This is a genomic window from Luteibacter sp. ME-Dv--P-043b (assembly GCF_030209605.1).
GTDB lineage: Bacteria > Pseudomonadota > Gammaproteobacteria > Xanthomonadales > Rhodanobacteraceae > Luteibacter.
In genome coordinates this window covers 114,461-133,282 of record NZ_JARVRT010000007.1, presented here as the reverse complement: position 1 = coordinate 133,282, position 18,822 = coordinate 114,461, and the positions used below count along the sequence as shown (strand labels likewise).

Genomic DNA, 18,822 nt, shown 5'->3' with positions numbered 1-18,822 from the left:
CGACCATCTAGCATGGGTTTGGCCGCGTAGCAAAGGTACTGTTCCGTCTGGAAGACGTGGCAGACACGCCACGGCTTGGCGCACGGCCGAGGGCCGCATGTTCATCCCGGGAGACAGCTTCATGATGTTGGCGGATAGATCGCAGGCAAGCGCGTTGGCGACATCCACGCGATCGAAGTACGCATGGGGGATCCTGGCCGTAGTGAGCGGCGCCGTCGCTCTGGCATCCTATCGCTATCTGTTCGATCGAGGCCCGGTACCACCCGGGGTCGCAGCCAACCGGCATGTGCATCCATGGCTGATCGTGCACGCGACCGGTGCCGCCACGGCGCTGCTCTGCGGGCCGTTCCAGTTCATGCGCCGTCTTCGCCTGCGTCATCCAGGATGGCACCGCGCGACGGGACGCGTTTACGTCGCCGGTTGCATGGTCGGAGGTGTCTCCGCCTTGTTCCTGGCTGCCGGGATATCCACCGGGCCTGTCGCCGGCGCGGGGTTCGGCGCGCTAGGCAGCGCCTGGATGGCTACAACCGCGATCGCTTTGCGCAAGGTGCTGACAGGACAGTTGGCCGGGCATCGGCAATGGATGATTCGTTCGTTCGCCTTGGCCCTGTCTGCGGTTACGCTACGCCTCTACCTGCCTCTCTCGGCTGTTCTGGGCCTGGACTTTGTCATGGCATATCGGACGATCGCGTGGCTGTGCTGGCTACCCAACCTTGCCGTGGCCGAGTGGCTGATCAAAAGTCATCCGCCGGCCGTCGGGCACGAAGGTGATCTCGAGTTCCATCGACCCGCCTAGGCGCGCGCTTCGCGGGCACATTTGCCGTGCGTCACCCAGGCCACTGCGACGATCGCTGTCTTCGATGACGTTTATGGCTCTGGCCATGGCGGCCATAGAAGGTATCAGCCAGGGGTTGGCAGCTCACCTTCGCGTCGGCAAATTTCCCGCACCAGGAGATCGGACAGCTCAGCCGGCTGGTCGCCATGGGCCTCGACAATCGGAACTGCCCAATCACAACCCGCAAGGCGGAAGTGCTGCCTCCAGTCGGACAACATCAGGAGCTCATCGGTTCTCATGCGCCTCGATCCACCCCTCTCACCGTGTCCGCCGCCAATTGACTCGCCGACATCGAATAGCGTGTCACTGAACGGAAAGAGGAAGACGCAGTAGACGTGATGCGTCGGATGGGTCGGCGTGGGTGCCTGGTTCTTGTAACTCAAACGAAGCACCTGGCGATCCAGGCCTTCCTGCGCAAGAGGCGTTGAGTTGCGGTAAAGGTAGCTGGCAGACAACTCACCGATCCCGGCCCAGCTGACGGCATGCGCCGTATAGGACAGGTTCTTGAGTCTGTTGGGATAGGCTAGTGCCGGCCAGTTCATGCTTTCGCGCGCCATACCGACGTCGAACAGTCTGTGTTCGGCGCCAGCAAACGCGATGACCAATTGCCAGGTTTCATTCGGAACGACGCGCTCGAGCCTGGGTGGTGTCATAAGGGGCGCCTTGTTAGGTATTCACCATCCGAGTGCAGAGGTGGCTGAGACCGAGTGCAGTCGACGACATACTGCGAGGCGCACGGATGTTGAGCCTCAACGCTTGGTCGCCGCGCGACGGTACACGCCGTTGAACGTGACGTTGGCGCCGCCGCACTCCTGGTTGTCCGATACCACCAGCAGTTCGCCGAGCAGGTGCAGGCTAACCTGGCAGGTGTCTTCCTTGACCTGTATCTTTTGGCCTTCCGGATAGCCGCGTGCGGTGACAGCCCCGAGGTGCGGGCCGCCGGGAGTCTGCTGCGGGTCCGGATCGGCGCTGGGCCAGTAGGCGTTGCCGTTGACGGTCACGCTGCCGTCGCCATTGGCGATCAACTGCAGTTGGTTGTCGCCGTCGTGCCATTGGCCATTCCATGCCTGCGGTTTCGGATCCGCAGTGGTCGGCAGCGGTTGTACGCTGGACGCCGCGACCCAGCCAGCGCTGCCGCCTACCTTGTTGGGGTAGAACGCGCAGACATAGGCGCCTTGGCGCTGTGCCAGCAGGACCACGTCGTCCTTGAGCACATAGCCGCGTTGCCGGCATACAGCCTCGCCCTTGGCTGGGCAGCCGTCGTCGTCATTGAGGAAGAAAAGGCGCGGTACCGTGACCTTGGCAAGCGAGAACCCTGTGGTGCTCATAGGGAAGCTGCCGTTGCGGCACATTGCCGTGTCCTCGTCCGAAGCGGCATACGCCGATGCGGGAAACGTCAACAACGCCAACAACGCCAACAGCAAGGTCTTGTGCATCAGAGTGCTTCCAGAGGTGAGGGCGCCATTTTAGGCCATGGTCGGTGAATCGGTGAATCGGTGAATCGGTGGCGAGTCGGCCGTATGGGAGACGCATCGGCGGTACGAGCGGAGCCGGCCAACCTGATCGCTATGCAGCCGCCGTTGGCGGCTTTCTAGCCGCCGCTGGGGATGATGGTCCGCAGCGGCGCGCTTGGCTTCCAGCCGAAATCCCGATGGGCCTTGGTCAGGTCGAGCCGCTCGTCGTTGTCGGCGATGTTATAAGCACCCGCCGTTCCCGACGATAGCGCGGCGATGGCGGCGGTGACGGCGCCATCGATGTGCAACGGGCGGTCTTTGCCGTCTGGCACGTCGACGCCCGTGCCTTCGCCCCACAGTTGTCCATATCGAAGCACCACGCCACCCATCTCTTGGACGGCCTGCTCGAGGGCGACAATACCTCCTACGCTCAACGCGCGCAGGCCCTCTGCTTGGACATCGAGCGGGTCCGTCTCGGCGAAACGTTCAGGACCGGGCGCATAAGCCCAAGCAATGCTTTGCGCCACGATTCGCCGCACGCCAGCGGCTTTTGCGGCAAGCATCAGGTTGCGGGTGCCTTCCGTCCGGATACGCGCATTGCGCGCAATGCCTTCTTGCATATGCGCCGCATCAAGGTTGCGAGGCAGGTCGGTGAGCTGGTGAATGACCGCATCAGGACGCACCGCCATCATCGCCTCGGTCAGGCGATCGGAGTCAAACACATCGACCACGAGCGGGATGGCGCCCATCTTGAGCAGGGCATTGACCTTGTTCGTGTCACGGGTCAGGCCCGCCACGCGGTAATCCAGGGAGACGAGGCGAGGCACAAGCTGCCGTCCAATCGCTCCGGTCGCGCCTGCGATGAGCACCGTGGTTCGTTTGGAGGAGGTCATAGGGAGACGATTCTTTTTGAAGAAGCAGATTTCACCACAGATTGCACGTGGTTTGAGCGACAGGTGGCGAGCTTATCGACTCATTCGGGGACGAGATGCCGCAGCCTTCCGATGCAGAAGGACCTGCGTCACATGTCCCGACGCATCGACTCTTAAAGGGCGAGCAACCGGCCCCACTCGAGGCTGTCGCCGGACATCGATGATGACGGAAGTCACGCAATGGCCCATCTGACTGATGGTTAGATATTTCGCCGGATCCGTCGCTGTCGTTCCATGCGTAGGAGCTTCTCTGCGTGCATGGAGATAAGTCTGCAACGGTGCGGCCGCACTGGGGATCAGCGCGATGGCTCCAGACACCAACAAGCTTACTTCGCTTGGACGACTTCTCCATCTTCCTTGATAAAGTCCTCCGGAAGCGAGGAGAGGATTTCCAGTACCACCTCCGATGGCCGGCACAACCGGGTGCCCCGATCCGTCACCACAAAGGGGCGATTGATCAGAATAGGGTGCGCCAGCATGGCCTCGAGTAACTGGTTGTCGGTCACCGCCGAGTCGCCCAAGCCAAGTTCAGCGAATGGCGTGCCCTTCTCACGCACCGCCTGGCGTACCGTCAGGCCCGCGTCGGCGATCAGGCCAATCAAGGTGCTGAGGGCGGGCGGGGTGATTACGTATTCAATGACTGTGGGCTCTATCCCAGCGTGCCGCAGCAGCGCCAAGGTATTTCGTGACGTACCGCATTCAGGGTTGTGATAAATCGTGGCGTTCATGGTCATGCCTTGGCAGCGCCAGGGGATTCGACCGCTTCCGACGCAGCCACCAGAGCGCGGGCTTCCGCCGCGCCTTTGCGCTCGCTGTAGCGATCCACCAAGTAATCGGATCGACCGCGCACGAGGTAAGTGAACTTCACCAGTTCCTCCATGACATCCACCACGCGGTCGTAGAAGGGCGAGGGTTTCATCCGCCCGGCGGCGTCGAACTCTTGCCAGGCCTTTGGCACTGACGACTGATTCGGGATGGTCACCATGCGCATCCAGCGGCCCAGCACCCGGAGCGCGTTGACCACATTGAACGACTGGGAGCCTCCGGAGACCTGAAGCACCGCCAAGGTTCGGCCCTGCGTGGGGCGGACGCCACCTTCCTCCAACGGCAGCCAGTCGATCTGATTCTTGAAGACCCCCGTGATCGTCCCGTGGCGTTCGGGGCTGACCCACACCTGGCCCTCCGACCACAGTGACAGCGCCCGGATCTCTTGAACCTTCGGATGGTCCGCAGGGACGCTGTCCAGCATAGGCAGTTCCGCAGGGTCGAACACGCGGGTCTCGGCGCCCAGATGCTGGAGGACGCGCTCGGCCTCGAGGGCTAGCTTCCGACTAAAGGACTGTGGCCGGAGCGATCCGTAGAGCAGCAAGATGCGCGGCGGGTGGCCGTCGTCGTCCGAGCCGGCCAGGGCCCCTTGGCACGGAGCGGGCAGGTTATGGGTCACATGGGGCAGGTCGGCGGTCATGGCGATCCGAGTTGCTTGAATTCGATAACTCTAGCAATATCGAAATAAGGCCGCCAGCGTGCGGCGTTGAACTCCCAGCTCGGCATGCCCCCATCCGCGATGACCACACCCAACGCCATTGACGCGCTGGCCGCTCTGGCCCAGGAGAGCCGCCTGGCCATCTTCCGCCTGCTGATCGAGCATGCACCCGACGGCTTGGCCGTGGGCGCGATCGGCGAGGCTCTTGGCGTGCCCAGCGCCACCCTGTCGTTCCACCTGAAGGAACTGGCCCACGCCGGCCTGGTGTCGAGTCGGCAGGCGGGGCGTTTCATCTATTACTCCCCGGTGCTGGGCACGGTGAACGACCTGGTGGGATTTCTCACGGAGAACTGCTGTGCGGCGTCGGGTAGCGTATGCGCAACTCCCGCACCGTCACGCGGCAAACGCGCTGCGCCAAGATCGCGTTGAGAGCTTCCCTGCCAGTCTAGTGTTGCCTGCGCGCAGCAAGACGATGCTCAAAGGCGCCAGCGCAAGCTCGGCTCCATACTTCGGGGCGCCCCGATGTAGATCTGCGTGGCCGCATACCCCGAATACTCGCCATAGAAGGCATGGTTTAGGTTGCGCACGCGCGCCGCCACTGCCACGGTTGCCCAATCGTATTCGGCCGATGCACAAGCGCGTGTTGAGATCGGTGACGGTGCGGTGAAGGTTGATGCGTTCGTACGTCACCCCGCCTTTGACGGTCCAACCCGGCGTCAGGTTGAACGCATCTTCGATGAGGTCGCACCGCCGCATGCTTGCGATCTCTCGACGACTCAACACGTGCCGTTGATACGGCGCGCAGGTCCATGTCAGCGTCATCCTACCGCCAGCCAGATCGCTTACTGCGCCAGTCGTCTCAAAGAGTGTACACAGAGGTATGTAATAACCCTCTCTAATCCGAGCATTAGCTTAAAGATTTTACAAATAAGCCGATGACATAGCGGAACTGCCAGGCTCCGCTGAACAGCTATTAGAGGTGACTGTGGAAGATGTGAAGGCGGCATCAAATTCAGAGAGTCTGAAATCAATTCTCTCATCGACGTTCACCTCCGCCTCTTGTAGCGGTGCTGTGCTCATGCAAACGACACCGGATGGTTGGGTGGTCAAAGAAAGCATTGGAGCGCCTTCCGGTTACGACTACGCGACGTTGGGTGCGTGGCTCACAGAGATGGCCAGCTACCGCGATGTCCTCGTCTTCGACGAATGCCTCGAGACAACGGCTATGCGTGGCATTGATGACTTGCCGACGCTCACAGCGTGCATGACATTGAGGGGGCATCAAGACGAAGTTGTGTACCTTCAACAGCCTGAGCCAGTTGCTCACGGTGGTCGATGCGCTGAATCGCACCGTCCTTGCCTTCGACACGACCGATGGTTACGACGCCGAAGGTTACCCGGTTCACAGCGCAGACGCCAAGGGCGTCCAGCGCAAGCAGAGCTACGATGCGCTCAACCGCCTGGTCAGCACCATCGACAACTACAACGGGACGGATACGTCCGCCAATGCGCAGACGGTGTCGTCGTTTGATGCAAGCGACAATCTCGAGGCCGTCAGTGACCCGTCGAGTCTCAATACCCTCTACGACCACAACGGCCTCGGTGACCTGACTGGCATCCATAGCCCCGATACCGGCACCACCACGTTCACAGTGGACGCCGCCGGCAACCGACTGACCCGGACAGACGCCAAGGGCGTGGTCACGACGTACACCTACGACGCGCTGAACCGGCCGCTGTCGGCGTCTTACAGTGACGCGACGCTCAATGTGGCTTACCACTACGACGAGGCGAACACGGTCACGGCTTGTGCCGCGTCTGCGCCCATCGGCCACCTGACCCGGATTGTGGAGCAGGGGGTGACCACCACCTATTGCTACGACAAGCGCGGCAACGTCATCCAGAAGAAGCAGGCACAGGGGGCGGTCACCGACACCCTCGGCTACACCTACACGGCCGCGAACCGTCTTCTCACTGAGACGCGCCCGGGCGGAGCGGTGGTCCGCTACGGTTACGACACACTCGGGCAGGTCAGCGGGGTCTGGGTGACGCCCTCGGGCGGCGCTGAGCAGGTCGTTGCAAGCAGTGTAACGTGGCTGCCGTTCGGGCCCATCCAGAGCTATACCCTCGGAAATGGGCAAACTGTTGCCCGCACCTACGACAGCAACTACCGCGTCACCGACATCGTTTCCCCCGCGCTGGAACTGCATTTCAGCCTCGACGAGATGGGGAACATCACGGGTGTGAGCGAGTCGGGTGGCAGCACGGCCAAGTATCTCTACGACCCCCTTTACCGTCTGACCGCTGTCCAGGACGCGACGGGGACCCCGGTAGAGACCTACAACTACAACCTGACCGGTGACCGCCTCAGCAAGGCCGCACCGGGAACAGCCACCGGTAGCTATGGCTACCAGGCGGGCACCCACTGGCTGACATCCATCGGCGCGGCGTCCCGGACCTATGACGCCAACGGCAACACGACTGGCAATGCGGCAGCCGGACAGGTGTGGGGATATGGGTACAACGGGCGCAACCGGATGACGGTGGTCCAGCTGGGTGGCGCGACCGTTGGCAGTTATGTATACAACGCCAACGAAGAGCGTGTTGCAAAAACGACTGGTGGCACCACGACGCGTTTCATTTACGATGAGACCAGCCAGCTTGTTTATGAAGCGTCTGGAGGCGCGGATCGTGACTACGTGGACATTGGAGGTGTTCCCGTGGCCGTGGTTGACAGAGGCACCACATCGTCGATTGCGTTTATCACAGCCGACGCCCTTGGCTCTCCGCGTGCAGTGACATCAACCGCTGGAGTGCTTGTCTGGAACTTGCCCTACTCACTTAATCCGTTTACTGAGAGGTCGCCAGTATCGGCGTCAGGATATACGCTCAATCTGCGTTTTCCAGGCCAATACGCTGACGTTGAGACGAGCGAGGCTTACAACATTCACCGAAGCTTCGATGCTGCGACGGGGCGCTACCTTCAAAGTGATCCGGTTGGATTAGTCGCGGGAGTCAGCACGTATGCTTATGGCAAAGGTGCGCCCCTTACTGTCTCCGACCGGCTCGGGCTGCGCGCTGATACAGATTTGTGTGCAGGTCTTTCTGCCAAGGCATGCATGCAGATAGGCCGTGCATATGCTCCCGATTACGTTACCGTCAACGTCTCGACTCCAGGCATTGCTCAGTTCGGATATACCTTGACTTCGAGTGGCACGGTTTACAGTCATGGTGGCGGTTCGCTATCTAATCCGAAGTCGATTGCGAAAGGTGCATGGGGAGTGTCTGTGGCAGTCGGTAAGGTGTACTCTCGCTGCGGCGCCAGTCCCTCGGAGGTCGACAAGTTCGTCAACGGTGGTTCAAATGGTGCCTCGTTCTATGACGTTGTTGGTGGCGGGGTGGTTCACAACGACAGCGGTACCGCAATCGAGGGAGGGTTAGGATTCGGTGGCGGCTCAGTTGGACATACCGAAAGCTCTCCAAGCGGAAAGGTGGGTGACGGATGGTAAAGAAGCTGCGTCAGCGCTCGCTTATGATCGGGCTTTGGTGGCTATTGGCAGCCACGGCTGTGGGTATCATCGGCGTGAAGATGGAGCGGGCTGGAGAAAAACCTTTGCCGGGAGAACCGGCGAGGTCGCAGCTCGAGTCGATTTACGATTCCGCGCAAACGATTGTTGATGGTACCCCGTTGGGTGGTCGCTCGTACTACCATCGCGGGGAAGCGGCCGGCGTAGATGGCCGCCTAGCGGTTCAGTCGAGAGAAGCAGCGTTTAAAAAACTGACAGACGGATTTGTAGCCGAACGATGGTTGATACGCGACAACAAGCAGAGAGACGGAAAGGTGGTTTACGTGAAGCTCTGCAAGGATGGCATTGCTACTGTGATTGATGGGCGAGACAGTACCAGCGATGACTCGTTTTACATGGGTGTGATTTGGGCCAAGAACCCCAATCACGTTGCTTGGTGCGAGAGGTAATAGAAAAGCAGATAAATGGCCAGAAGCGTCAACCGTGTTTATGAGCGGTGTTATGGCTTCGCGTCGTCGCGCTCTGCTCTACTTCGCTTGTCTACAGATGCACGCCGGGTGTCGATTGCGCTCTTTTGGAGGGGCTGGTCAGCACTTGCCGTAAAAGTTCGGCGATAGTGGCTAATCTGCGATTTGCGCGAATAGTTATATTAAGGAGTTAGTGCCTAAGGCTCAGAACCGGAGTGACGTTTGAAAGGGTTTCCACAACGCATTGCTCTTGTAGGATTCATCTCCCTTCTTGTTTCGTTGCAAAGCGTCGCCTCTATGAGGACAAGCGCTCCAGCATCAGGAGTCTTGCCCTGGATGGTCGGCTACTGGAAGGTCTCAAAAAACGAGGACCCGTTGCCGCCCGATACGTTCGGCATTGAAGCGGACGGCACGTACATCATGCAGGGCACCGATTGTCGCGTGGACATCCGGGGCAAGGCGCACGTATTCGACGGTGAAATCTTTACCCGCCTCATTTTGCCCGGTAAAGGCCCGATTGGATTCATCCTCAAGCCAGACAGTGAGGGCAATCTGACCTTCACGTCCACTCGTACGCAGCGCAATGCCACCTACAGCAAGCTTTCCGGAAATCCCTGCCCGAACGGTGCCCCCGGGCATCCGCAAGGTGCAGCGACAAACGCAGGCCAGTGACTCGTCGTGGACTGTCAGACTGTTCTGGCGGGGTGCCTTCAGGAGCTGCCGTGTCTCGGTCGCCACGCTTCTGGCGGCGAATCTCTTGGCACTGTGCGGTTGCGAGAGCGACCGAGCGGTGATATGGCAAGCACACGTTAAGTCGCCTGACGGCCATTATCAGGTAAATGCGGCGACAACCCAGCAAAGCGGCCCTGGCAATGCGGCCCTTTACACCGAGGTCAAGCTCAGCCAGCGAGGCGGTGATGCGGGGGGCGATATCCTTGGCCTCTCTCATAGTGACGTGAGTGAGTTGGTTGGAGGACCGGTCACGGTCACATGGGTGAACAGCACCACGCTGCACCTGGAGTACAGCCCAGCAAGTGACGTCACCTTGCAGGTGGTGAAAGCCGGCGGCGTCAATATCGAGTCGTCCCCCCGTTCGCGGTAGGACACGCCCAGCGGGACCTACCGTGATGATTAACTCAGTCGTGAGTCGGCTGCCGCCGATGATGACGGGCGGACTTTCTCGAAGTCCCAGGCATGACGAAAAAGAGCATCCCGACCGTCGACGATTCCATGTCGGGGGGGGGGCTCACCAATTCAGGGCATCCTCGTCCGCCCGCGAGCGTGCAGGGCGGGTAAGGGGCCAGGCTACCGCAGGTCGATCTACGCTCGGAGCGTCTCAAATGCGCCCCATCACTGACATGGTCCCCATTTGATAGAAGGAGAGTAGGGGATGACCAAGGCAGCACACATCCATTGCCCACTTTGCGAGTGGGAGCCAAAGGCCGAAAGTCGTTGGCTGTGCGCGCCGGGTGAGCCAGGGTCGGGATGCCTCACCGTCTGGAACACGTTCTGGACGGCTGGGTGCTGCCCGGGATGTGGTCACTTTTGGTCGAAGACGAAGTGTCTGTCTTGCAAGCGTTCCTCACCCCACGAGGCCTGGTATCACTTTCCTCCGCCCGAGCCCGGTAAGGAAAAAGCCAAGACTAAGGAAGAAACCAGCGTCGCCTGACGGCCCACGCCCAGTGCAGTCTCAAGTGACGCGATGACCGCTGGACCTGGTCAGTATGGGTGCGTGCAGCGGCATCGCCGTTGAACTCGCCGAGGGTTGCCAAGGAGGGCGGAGCCAGCAACACCGGCCCCACCCACGCTGTCACCTGACCATCGACGGGCCGGCCGCCTGCTGCGCCTGGTCCTGCTGCTGGCTATGCTGCTTTTGCTGGGCCTGCGCCTGCTGTTGCGCATTGTTTTGCACATGCGAGGCCGCCTCCTGACTGCTCTGCGAAAGCGGGGTCTGGATGGCCTGCATCACATTGACCTCGGCCAGCTGTTTGAAGGGTGAGTTGAGTTGTCCCTGGACAGCCCATGCCCTGCTTGCATCGTCATTCAAGACGACATGGTCGATGCGCTGCATGCCCGACGCCAAGGCGGAGGTTGTGAGGTGGCCGGCGAAGTTCTGCGTGTGCGGACCGGGCGCGCGACCCTGGCTCTCGTCAATGCCGGCGACGCAGGCATGCGCCTGCTCATACATCCCGTTGGCGGGATGGCGGGCATCGAGAAGGCTCGGGACGGGAGGTGCTGCCTGGGCGTGCGCCTTGGCCTCGGCAATGGCCGCCATGGTCGTCGAACCGACCACGCCATCCGGGTTTAGATGGTGCGCCGTCTGGAAGGCCTCGACGGCTTCCTTGGTCTTTGCACCGAAGTGCTTGTCCGGGTGAATCGTGCTGCCGTCGTTTGCGGTAAAGCCAAGGGCTGCAAGGTCGGTCTGGAGCGCGCCAACGGCAGCGCCGTGCCCGCCCTGTCTGAGGGTATGGGATGCTGCGGCATGACCAGGCGCGTGTGTGGGTGATTCGTGGTGGGCCGATGGAAGCGAGGTCTTGAGTGCGGCCACCTGTTCGTCTGTCATCACGGGCGTTGGTGTGACGGAGCCGGCTTTCCAGCCTTCGAAATGGGAGATGCCATCGACAAGTGCCCCGAGTTCCTTCTCGGTCATGTCCTTAATCTTCTTGCCATGCAGGTCCTGGCCTTCAGAGGCGGCGACCTTGTGGATGTCCTTTGCCTGTGCGTCGTAGTGAACCGGTCCGCTGTAATCCTGTGTCGAGTAGCCCCGAATCATTTCCTCAACGGTGTGTCCGGAGTGGGCTTTCAGGATATGCGCCATCTGCGCCGCACGACCGGCATCGTAGTTCTCGAAGACGACGTTCCCGTGCTGGTCGAGGTCCACGACACCCTTGTAGGCATGTTTGGCTGTCTCGAGCGCTTCCTCCTTGGTACGGTGGGCGTGTGAGTTTTCCTCACTGCCAGCAAATTCGAGCTTCAGGTTTCCGGGGTTGTTATTGCGCCAGGACACCGTTCCTTGCTCGGCTGATAACCAGGTCTTGTCTTCGAGCTCGTAAATCCGGGTGGCGCCATGGCTGACGACCAGGCGGTTTACTTTCTTGTCCGAAATAACGTCCATATTCTCTCCGCTTCATAGGCCGGTCGGCCATCAAGGGTTGTTCAACGAATACCGGTCGAACAATCCGTCCGTACCTTCTCGCACGCCTTTCCGCCAGCGGCATTGCAAGCGCTCATCGCCTTGGCCGTTGCAGCGTCCTCGTCTTTCGGGTCGGGCGTAGCTGCACCGAACGGGCGCGAGGATGCATCCCGCACCAGGGCAATGCAGCCGTCCTGTGCTTGAACCAGGACGGTGCAGTCTTTGGGATTGCAGTCACCGGACTCGCTCTTCCACATGGCGTCAGTCGAGGCGTTTCCATGCTCGAAGGAGAACTTGTTTCCCTTGCTGTGGTTGATAAGGATGGTGTTGAGGAACACCGGCACACTCCACTTTGCATCCAGGTCCTTGGCCAGGCCTGAAGGGGGCAGCACCAACTTCTCGTTCCGGCCCTCTCCCTCGCCGGCCACGAAGGTCTCCCGTGTTGCGCTCGCCACGTGCCAACCGTCGCTTTTGCGTACAAGGTCCAGAAGGGTCTGGGACGACTTCTCACCAGCATCGAACTGCTCGATGAGGACGTGCCCGGGGGACACCTTGACGTGCGCGGGGTAGAACGGGTCATCGTGGAACTGGCTGCATTTTGAGCAGGCGATAATTTTGTCACTGGAAAAGTCCGGGACGAACTTGCCGCCTTTCTTGCCGAACATCACCAGTGTCCGGTGTCGGACATCGTCTTTGTCCGGTGTGGTCTCGAAGACGGCCACTGCATCGGCGTTTGGCTGGTCACCGCTGCTGGCAAATGACAGCAACGTGGTGCCAGCGGGTGCTGCTGCAGTGACCTCGACCGGGGCCGACGGAGGGGCTTTCGATGGTGAAGTGGCAAACGCCGGTGCGGTCGTGACCATCAGTGCCAACGCTGCCAATCGGGAAATCCTTGCCATTGCCAACTCCAGGTGGGAAAGAGGGGAGGATAAACCCTGCAAAGCGCGATGGAACTGCGTGAAGGTAGCCAGGGTGTGCTCATTGCGCCACTGCCAGAAAGAGTTCCAGGTCGCAAAAAGTTACGAGGTTGTCTGGCGCAGCGAGGAGGCTCCGGTTATCGTCCGGACCGCCTGGTGCTCAACCAAACTGCCTGACGCCAGGGCGTTGATTTCCCAACACGTTCCATTACACATACTCGGTTTCCAGACGCATGCCACTTTTGTGACCAGCTTCACAGAATTCACGACGCGCAGCGGCTGACGACCCGGCACGGTGCGGCGAACAAATCCACAGGCGGGGTCGCAGTTCGACGGTAAATGGTTGCACAAACTAAAAAACGTACTTGACGCACGGACAAGCGGTAGGGCTTACGCATTGTCGTTTTCGAGGTTTGTAGGAAAACCCCTACAACTTCGCCGACGAACATTTGCTATCTCAAAGCCGGTACCCTTCGCGCACCTTTCAAGCGTAGGGATGCGGCCATGCTCACTCGGCATGAGTTTGGGAATGGGCTTTTCGCGAAAGCGTTTGCCGTGCTTGTTGCCGTTGGCATCGCCATGGCGCCCTGGCAGAACGCAGCAGCCCAGATGGGGCGACCTGGACAGATCAAGAGTGTCGTTGCTGCGTCTGCCACGGCGCGCGTTGCGCAGCCAGCAGCGGCACCTGCAACCGACGTCACCGGCGTCTGGCACGGTAACCTGCAGTCGCCCTACGATTCGGTGGCAGATGCCTGGACCGAAGAGGTCACGCTCACGCAGGACGCCAGCGGGAACGTCACCGGCACGCGCCTGACCGTTCCCGGCGGAAGTGGCCAGAAATGGTTCAAGACGTCAGTGTCCGGGACTGTGTCCGGCAGCACGATGACGATTGCCGACCAAGCCATTCTCGAGCAGGGCGACCCGAGCAGTTCGCCCTGCCACATCACCCTGACCATGACGCTCTCGGCAGACGGGTCGACCTTCGCCGGCCCGTGGACGTCACCAACCTGCCAGGGCGGCAGCATGACCATCAGCCGCTATGGCGGTCAGGGCGCTGCAGGCCTTGGCAGCGGCGCGCCCTGTGACGGTGGCATGGGAAGCACAAAGAACGGGACGGGCAGTGGTGGTGGCGCGTCTGGCAATGCGGACGGCTCGTCTTGTGCCGAAAAGCTTGGCGCCGCACACGTGGGTGACCCGATTGACGCGTCGACGGGCAACTTCTTCCTGCAGGAAGACGACTATGACGGCGGTGACTACCTGACGTTCCGCCGGTTTTACAACAGCAGCCAGACCATGGCACCCGCCCACATGGGGTTCCATTGGCGCCATTCGTTCGACCGCTCGCTCATCATCAACGGGTCGCCGGCCACATCGGTGACCGCGCTGCGCCCGGACGGCAAGCAAGAGACCTTCCAGCCAAGCGGTGACACGTGGACCGGCACGACGCCGGGCGACCGCTTTACCGTGGTCAAGGACGCCAGTGGCGCCGTGACGGGTTACACCTTCTTCGTCGGTGGCGTTCGCCAGACGGAAACCTACGATACGCGCGGCATCCTGTTATCGGTGGCCGGCCAGGACGGGCAGGGCATCACCCTTGCCTACACCACTTCTTCGACCCCCACCGTCTCCGGGGTGTTGCTGACCTCCGTCACCGATTCGAAGGGACGGGCCATTACCTTCGGCTACGATTCCGACTACCGCCTGAGCTCCTTGAAGTTCCCGGATGGAACCACCGCGAGCTTTGATTACAACGATTCATCCGCGCGTCTGTACGCCGCCTATGGCAGCCAGAACGTCAAGTACTACAGCTACAACGAAGACGGCAGCGTTGGGGATGGCGCGCCGGCTGGCCTTGTGACCAGCATCTATGACGCCATCGGCAATTACGAGAGCGTGACCTACGACAGTCAGGGGCGTGCGACAAGCTCGTCGTTTACAGGCAACGTCGGCACGACAAAGGTCACTTATAACGACGGCGCTGCACCGACCATCACCTATCCGCTGGGCAACACGGTGACCCTTGGGGTATCGACGGTGGCCGGCGTCGGCCGCGTTACAAGCCTTGATACGCCGTGCGGCCCGGACTGCGGCCAGCGCTGGAAGTCGCGCACCTACGACAGCCTTGGATTCCCAGCGTCGATGACCGATTTCCGGGGCAACACGACCCAGATGACCTATGACGCCAATGGGCTGCTGGTCGACACCAGTGAGGCCGTCGGCACGGATGCCCAGCGCAACACGAGCACGACCTGGGACACGACGTTGCGCCTGCCGCTGACGCGTGCCGTCTCCAATGCCAAGGGCAATGTGGCGGTCAAGAATGCCTGGGCCTACAACGCCCGGGGTCAGGTCACCGCCGAGTGCGTGATTGACCCGTCCGTGACCGCGAACTACACCTGTGGCAGTCAGGCCCACGCCCCGAAAGGCATTCGCCAGATACTGCACACGTGGTGTGATGCGGTGAATACGACCACCTGCCCGCTGGTCGGCCTTGCATTGACCATCGACGGACCACGCACGGACGTCACCGATGTGCGCCGCTTCGCCTATTACATGACCACCGACGAGAGCGGCTGCACCGTCTACGGCGGTCCGTGTCACAAGATGGGGGATATCTCGACCATCACGGACGAGGCAGGCCACGTCACGACGTATGTGACCTACAACGGCGGTGGACGGCCGACGCGCATCAAGGACGCCAATGGGGTCATCACGGACCTTGCCTACAACGCGGGTGGACAGCTGGCGTCGAGAATCGTACGGGCCAGTGCGGATGGCACCTCGTCATCGGGGGATGCAACGACCACCCTGACCTACGGCTATCGCCGGCTGCTCCAGCAGGTCACCGACCCCGATGGCGTCACGCTGAACCTCCAGTACGACCTCGCCAACCGCCTCACGAACGTCTCGCGGACGGACCGCAGTTTCATCCAATACACACTCGACGCGGCGGGCAATGCCATCAAGGAAGAAACCTTCGATTCGTCGAACACGCTTCGCCGGTCCATATCGCGGGCCTACAACGCGCTGGGCCAGCTGGTCTCGGTGACGGACGGCCTGGGTCACGTGGTCTTCGATGCGACAGCGACCGGCAGCTACGACGCCGATGGCAACTTCCTTGGCGCCAAGGACGCGCGGGGCACGGCTACCCGGAACAGCTACGATGGCCTCAATCGCCTGGTCAGTTCCGTTGGTGACTTCAATGGGACCTCCACGGCAACAGCCAACACCGAGCTGGCCACCGCGTTCGATGCGCTCGACAACGTTGCAGGCATCAGCGACCCGGCGGGTCTCAACACCCTCTACGACCACAATGGCCTCGGTGATCTCCTCGGGACCAACAGTCCCGACACGGGCGCGACGGCCTTCACAGTCGATGCGGCGGGCAACCGCGTGACGAAGACGGACGCGAAGGGCGTGGTGACCACCTACACCCATGACGCGCTCGGGCGTGTGACGTCGGCCTCCTATACGGACACTACGCTCAACGTCGCCTATCACTACGACGAGGCCAACTCGATTACGGGGTGCACTGCCTCGGCCCCCATCGGACGCGTGACGCGCGTGGTCGAAACGGGGGTGACAACGTCGTATTGCTATGACGGACGGGGCAACGTGACCGACAAGCGCCAGACGCAGGGGACGGTGACCGACACCATCCACTACGTCTACTCCAAGGCTGACCGCATCCTGAGCGAGACACGCCCTGGTGGCGCCGTCGTGGCCTATGAGCGGGACAGTCTGGGGCAGGTCACCGGCGTGACCTATACCCCGACGCCCGGCGGGTCCGCACTGACCGTCGCTTCCAGCATCAAGTGGCTGCCCTTCGGTCCGGTGCAGCAGTACGTTCTTGGCAACAACCAGTCGGTGGTCCGGACTTATGACGCCAACTATCGGGTGACAGACCTTGTCGCCCCGGCTCTCGAACTGCATTTCGTGCTGGACGCCGTCGGCAATGTGACCGGGGTCTCGGAATCCGGTGGCGGAACCGCAAGCTATGTGTACGACGCGCTCAACCGTCTGACCACGGTCAAGGACGGGTCGGGGAAAGTCATCGAGGCGTACACCTACAACCAGACGGGTGACCGTTTGAGCAAGACGGCGCCGGGGTCTTACACCGGTGCGTACAAGTACAAGACCGGGACCCATTGGCTCACCAGCATGGGGACGGCGTCGCGCACTTACGACGCCAACGGAAGCACCACGGGGAATGTGTCCGCCGGCACAACGACCAGCTATGTCTATAACGGCCGGGGGCGGATGACGAGCGTCCAAGTGGCCGGCGCGACCGCAGGCACCTATGCCTACAACGCCCTCGACGAGCGGGTCGCCAAGACGGTGGGCACCACCACGACGCGGTTTGTCTATGACAACGGCAGTCAACTGGTGTCCGAGGCTTCGGGGTCGACCCGGCGCGACTACATCGCGGTGGATGGCCTGCCGCTTGCGGTCGCCGATGGCTCCACGCTGGGTTTTATCACCGCCGACGGGCTCGGCTCACCGCGTGCGGTGACGTCGGCAGCTGGTGCTGTGGTCTGGACCTGGCCGTATGCGCTCAATCCGTTCGGTGAGAACCGTGCAACGTCGACCACCGGCTACGTGCTCAACCTGCGCCTGCCAGGCCAGTACGCGGATGGCGAGGCGGGACTGAAATACAACATCAACCGCAGCTTTGATGCGGCAACTGGCCGGTACATGCAGAGTGACCCGATTGGGCTGGAAGGCGGTAATTCGACTTACCTCTACACCAATGGGCGACCGCTTACCCACACCGATCCGCTGGGCATGGATGACTCTGTTGTCATGTACAACCCTGCCTTTTGGAATCCAGGATCGCCCTTGGCGGGCGGCTCGTGCGACGATGGGTACTGGGGCCGTTATCGCGACCGATACATTGACTGGACCGCCGACCATGTTATTGATGTGGGGCCGTACGCGGCCGGTCTGGTCGGAGGCCTTTGGCCTAAATCTCTGGCACCGGCGACAGGAGGGCGGCCTGCACTCCTCGGATCGAAAAATCCGCTGACCAGCGTACCCCGTGGCTTTGGCGTGCCCGGTGCAAACGCTCCAGCGGTAAGGGCCGGCGCAGCGGTAATTGGCGTTGCTACCGTAGGAATAGGCTTCTACGATGCGACTATCATTCTTGAAGGCTTCATTTACGCAATTCCTGAGAACTCGCCATGACGTTTACTTGGGTCGCAGTTGTTGTTCCTTTTGCCGCACTGGCAGCCTTGATCGTGTATCTAAGGCGACGCTCGCGAATCAAACTATTTGGGATGCGGGAAGATGCCGACCTGGAACATTTAAGGGCAATGTCGAACCCGAATGTACCGCGTCCCCTGTTCGAAGACGTTTTTCAAACGATTGCAGAGGAAATCGGCATCCGCCCCGGTCAGCTTAGGCCTTCGGATAGATTCACCGAGATTTTCAAGGTTGATAGCTGGCAGTTAGGTGGTGCGCAGGATGCGGTCGAAGACTTGATTCGAAAAAAAACAGCAAATAGTCCGCCACCGCTTGATACCATTCAGGACTTACTTACTTGGCTATCGAACGAGCAAAAGAAGTAACACATAGCAGGGTTCTGTAGGCATCAGACCGATCGCGTTGCCATGCGTTGACCCTACCTGCTCGTCGCCCGAAGTCCGTGCAGGTGGTTCACATTGAGTGCTTTAAGCGTGCTTCTCATTTTCATATACCATTGCGCCTGCTGGAACGCTGGCGGTGGTGCCGCTTCTCTTGGGTGTACTGTTGGCTTTCGTACGTTCGTTGACGGACGTTATGTTTCCGCTGAAGACGTCGTGGTTTATCGTGCCATCTATGCTCACGACCCATTGAATGCACTGACGTTAGAGCAATGAATGCGAAAGATACTTTGGGCGTTGTTTCTTTGGCTTTGCTGTATGGGGCGTGACGCTAAGTGCTAAATGAAGCCGGTTGTCCAGCTTCGCGGTCATTTCACGTCGAGAGGGCCCTTCCGGCCGTGAAAGACTGGGTGGCTTTTTGCGGCGTACCTGACACACGGTGAGTGTGTGATGGAGGAGACCCGTATGCGTGCGAAGCCAGGAAAGTTGCTA

The 18,822-nt window shown here is 60.8% G+C and carries 14 protein-coding genes; 7 read left to right on the top strand and 7 right to left on the bottom strand.

Translation table 11 applies throughout. The features are described 5' to 3' along the window. Nucleotides 1-97: 97 nt before the first annotated feature. Nucleotides 98-796, top strand: a complete 699-nt coding sequence (locus QRN34_RS04580; protein WP_285402385.1) for a DUF2306 domain-containing protein — start codon at nt 98-100, stop codon at nt 794-796. 104 nt (nt 797-900) lie between these two features. Here the strand turns inward: QRN34_RS04580 and QRN34_RS04575 are convergent, their stop codons facing one another. The 5 genes from QRN34_RS04575 to arsH all read right to left on the bottom strand — a co-directional run bounded on the left by QRN34_RS04575 (nt 901) and on the right by arsH (nt 4,686). After that, nucleotides 901-1,488 carry a hypothetical protein gene (locus QRN34_RS04575; RefSeq protein WP_285402383.1) on the bottom strand — a complete coding sequence of 196 codons (588 nt, stop codon included), beginning with the start codon at nt 1,486-1,488 and terminating at the stop codon, nt 901-903. A 96-nt stretch (nt 1,489-1,584) separates the two neighbouring features. Beyond that, nucleotides 1,585-2,271, bottom strand: coding sequence for a hypothetical protein (locus QRN34_RS04570; protein ID WP_285402381.1), 687 nt, complete (start codon nt 2,269-2,271; stop codon nt 1,585-1,587). A 155-nt stretch (nt 2,272-2,426) separates the two neighbouring features. Continuing rightward, nucleotides 2,427-3,182 (bottom strand): NAD(P)-dependent oxidoreductase, encoded by a 756-nt coding sequence (locus tag QRN34_RS04565; protein ID WP_285402379.1) that lies wholly within the window; start codon nt 3,180-3,182, stop codon nt 2,427-2,429. A 365-nt stretch (nt 3,183-3,547) separates the two neighbouring features. Next, complete coding sequence (gene arsC / locus QRN34_RS04560) at nt 3,548-3,949, bottom strand: arsenate reductase (glutaredoxin) (RefSeq protein WP_285402377.1); 402 nt, start codon at nt 3,947-3,949, stop codon at nt 3,548-3,550. A gap of 2 nt (nt 3,950-3,951) precedes the next feature. Beyond that, nucleotides 3,952-4,686, bottom strand: a complete 735-nt coding sequence (arsH, locus tag QRN34_RS04555; protein ID WP_285402376.1) for an arsenical resistance protein ArsH — start codon at nt 4,684-4,686, stop codon at nt 3,952-3,954. 99 nt (nt 4,687-4,785) lie between these two features. On the opposite strand from arsH, the gene QRN34_RS04550 reads away from it, so the two are divergent. From QRN34_RS04550 to QRN34_RS04535, 4 genes are all read left to right on the top strand, one after another. After that, entirely contained in the window at nt 4,786-5,133 is a 348-nt protein-coding gene (locus tag QRN34_RS04550; RefSeq protein WP_285402571.1) for a metalloregulator ArsR/SmtB family transcription factor, read from the top strand. A gap of 863 nt (nt 5,134-5,996) precedes the next feature. Continuing rightward, nucleotides 5,997-8,213 carry an RHS repeat-associated core domain-containing protein gene (locus QRN34_RS04545; protein WP_285402374.1) on the top strand — a complete coding sequence of 739 codons (2,217 nt, stop codon included), beginning with the start codon at nt 5,997-5,999 and terminating at the stop codon, nt 8,211-8,213. After that, entirely contained in the window at nt 8,207-8,680 is a 474-nt protein-coding gene (locus QRN34_RS04540; protein WP_285402372.1) for a hypothetical protein, read from the top strand. The genes QRN34_RS04545 and QRN34_RS04540 overlap by 7 nt, the downstream gene beginning before the upstream one ends. A gap of 354 nt (nt 8,681-9,034) precedes the next feature. Beyond that, nucleotides 9,035-9,370, top strand: coding sequence for a hypothetical protein (locus QRN34_RS04535; RefSeq protein WP_285402370.1), 336 nt, complete (start codon nt 9,035-9,037; stop codon nt 9,368-9,370). 1,138 nt (nt 9,371-10,508) lie between these two features. On the opposite strand, the gene QRN34_RS04530 is transcribed toward QRN34_RS04535, so the two are convergent. Together QRN34_RS04530 and QRN34_RS04525 are read right to left on the bottom strand one after the other, a co-directional pair. Next, nucleotides 10,509-11,813: a peptidoglycan-binding protein gene (locus QRN34_RS04530; protein ID WP_285402368.1), complete on the bottom strand. Its 1,305-nt coding sequence runs from the start codon at nt 11,811-11,813 to the stop codon at nt 10,509-10,511. A 41-nt stretch (nt 11,814-11,854) separates the two neighbouring features. Then, entirely contained in the window at nt 11,855-12,730 is an 876-nt protein-coding gene (locus QRN34_RS04525; protein WP_285402367.1) for a DUF4189 domain-containing protein, read from the bottom strand. 522 nt (nt 12,731-13,252) lie between these two features. Between QRN34_RS04525 and QRN34_RS04520 the strand changes: the two genes are divergently transcribed. After that, nucleotides 13,253-17,932 (top strand): RHS repeat-associated core domain-containing protein, encoded by a 4,680-nt coding sequence (locus tag QRN34_RS04520; protein ID WP_285402365.1) that lies wholly within the window; start codon nt 13,253-13,255, stop codon nt 17,930-17,932. Next, nucleotides 17,929-18,315, top strand: a complete 387-nt coding sequence (locus QRN34_RS04515) for a hypothetical protein (protein ID WP_285402363.1) — start codon at nt 17,929-17,931, stop codon at nt 18,313-18,315. Before QRN34_RS04520 ends, QRN34_RS04515 begins: the two co-directional genes overlap by 4 nt. Nucleotides 18,316-18,822: the final 507 nt, after the last annotated feature.

Excerpts from the sequence above, each read along its gene's own strand:
- QRN34_RS04580 (WP_285402385.1), top strand. The coding sequence starts at position 98 with ATGTTCATCCCGGGAGACAGCTTCATGATGTTGGCGGATAGATCGCAG.
- QRN34_RS04575 (WP_285402383.1), bottom strand. The coding sequence starts at position 1,488 with ATGACACCACCCAGGCTCGAGCGCGTCGTTCCGAATGAAACCTGGCAA.
- QRN34_RS04570 (WP_285402381.1), bottom strand. The coding sequence starts at position 2,271 with ATGCACAAGACCTTGCTGTTGGCGTTGTTGGCGTTGTTGACGTTTCCC.
- QRN34_RS04565 (WP_285402379.1), bottom strand. The coding sequence starts at position 3,182 with ATGACCTCCTCCAAACGAACCACGGTGCTCATCGCAGGCGCGACCGGA.
- arsC (WP_285402377.1), bottom strand. The coding sequence starts at position 3,949 with ATGAACGCCACGATTTATCACAACCCTGAATGCGGTACGTCACGAAAT.
- arsH (WP_285402376.1), bottom strand. The coding sequence starts at position 4,686 with ATGACCGCCGACCTGCCCCATGTGACCCATAACCTGCCCGCTCCGTGC.
- QRN34_RS04550 (WP_285402571.1), top strand. The coding sequence starts at position 4,786 with ATGACCACACCCAACGCCATTGACGCGCTGGCCGCTCTGGCCCAGGAG.
- QRN34_RS04540 (WP_285402372.1), top strand. The coding sequence starts at position 8,207 with ATGGTAAAGAAGCTGCGTCAGCGCTCGCTTATGATCGGGCTTTGGTGG.
- QRN34_RS04535 (WP_285402370.1), top strand. The coding sequence starts at position 9,035 with ATGGTCGGCTACTGGAAGGTCTCAAAAAACGAGGACCCGTTGCCGCCC.
- QRN34_RS04530 (WP_285402368.1), bottom strand. The coding sequence starts at position 11,813 with ATGGACGTTATTTCGGACAAGAAAGTAAACCGCCTGGTCGTCAGCCAT.
- QRN34_RS04525 (WP_285402367.1), bottom strand. The coding sequence starts at position 12,730 with ATGGCAAGGATTTCCCGATTGGCAGCGTTGGCACTGATGGTCACGACC.
- QRN34_RS04520 (WP_285402365.1), top strand. The coding sequence starts at position 13,253 with ATGCTCACTCGGCATGAGTTTGGGAATGGGCTTTTCGCGAAAGCGTTT.
- QRN34_RS04515 (WP_285402363.1), top strand. The coding sequence starts at position 17,929 with ATGACGTTTACTTGGGTCGCAGTTGTTGTTCCTTTTGCCGCACTGGCA.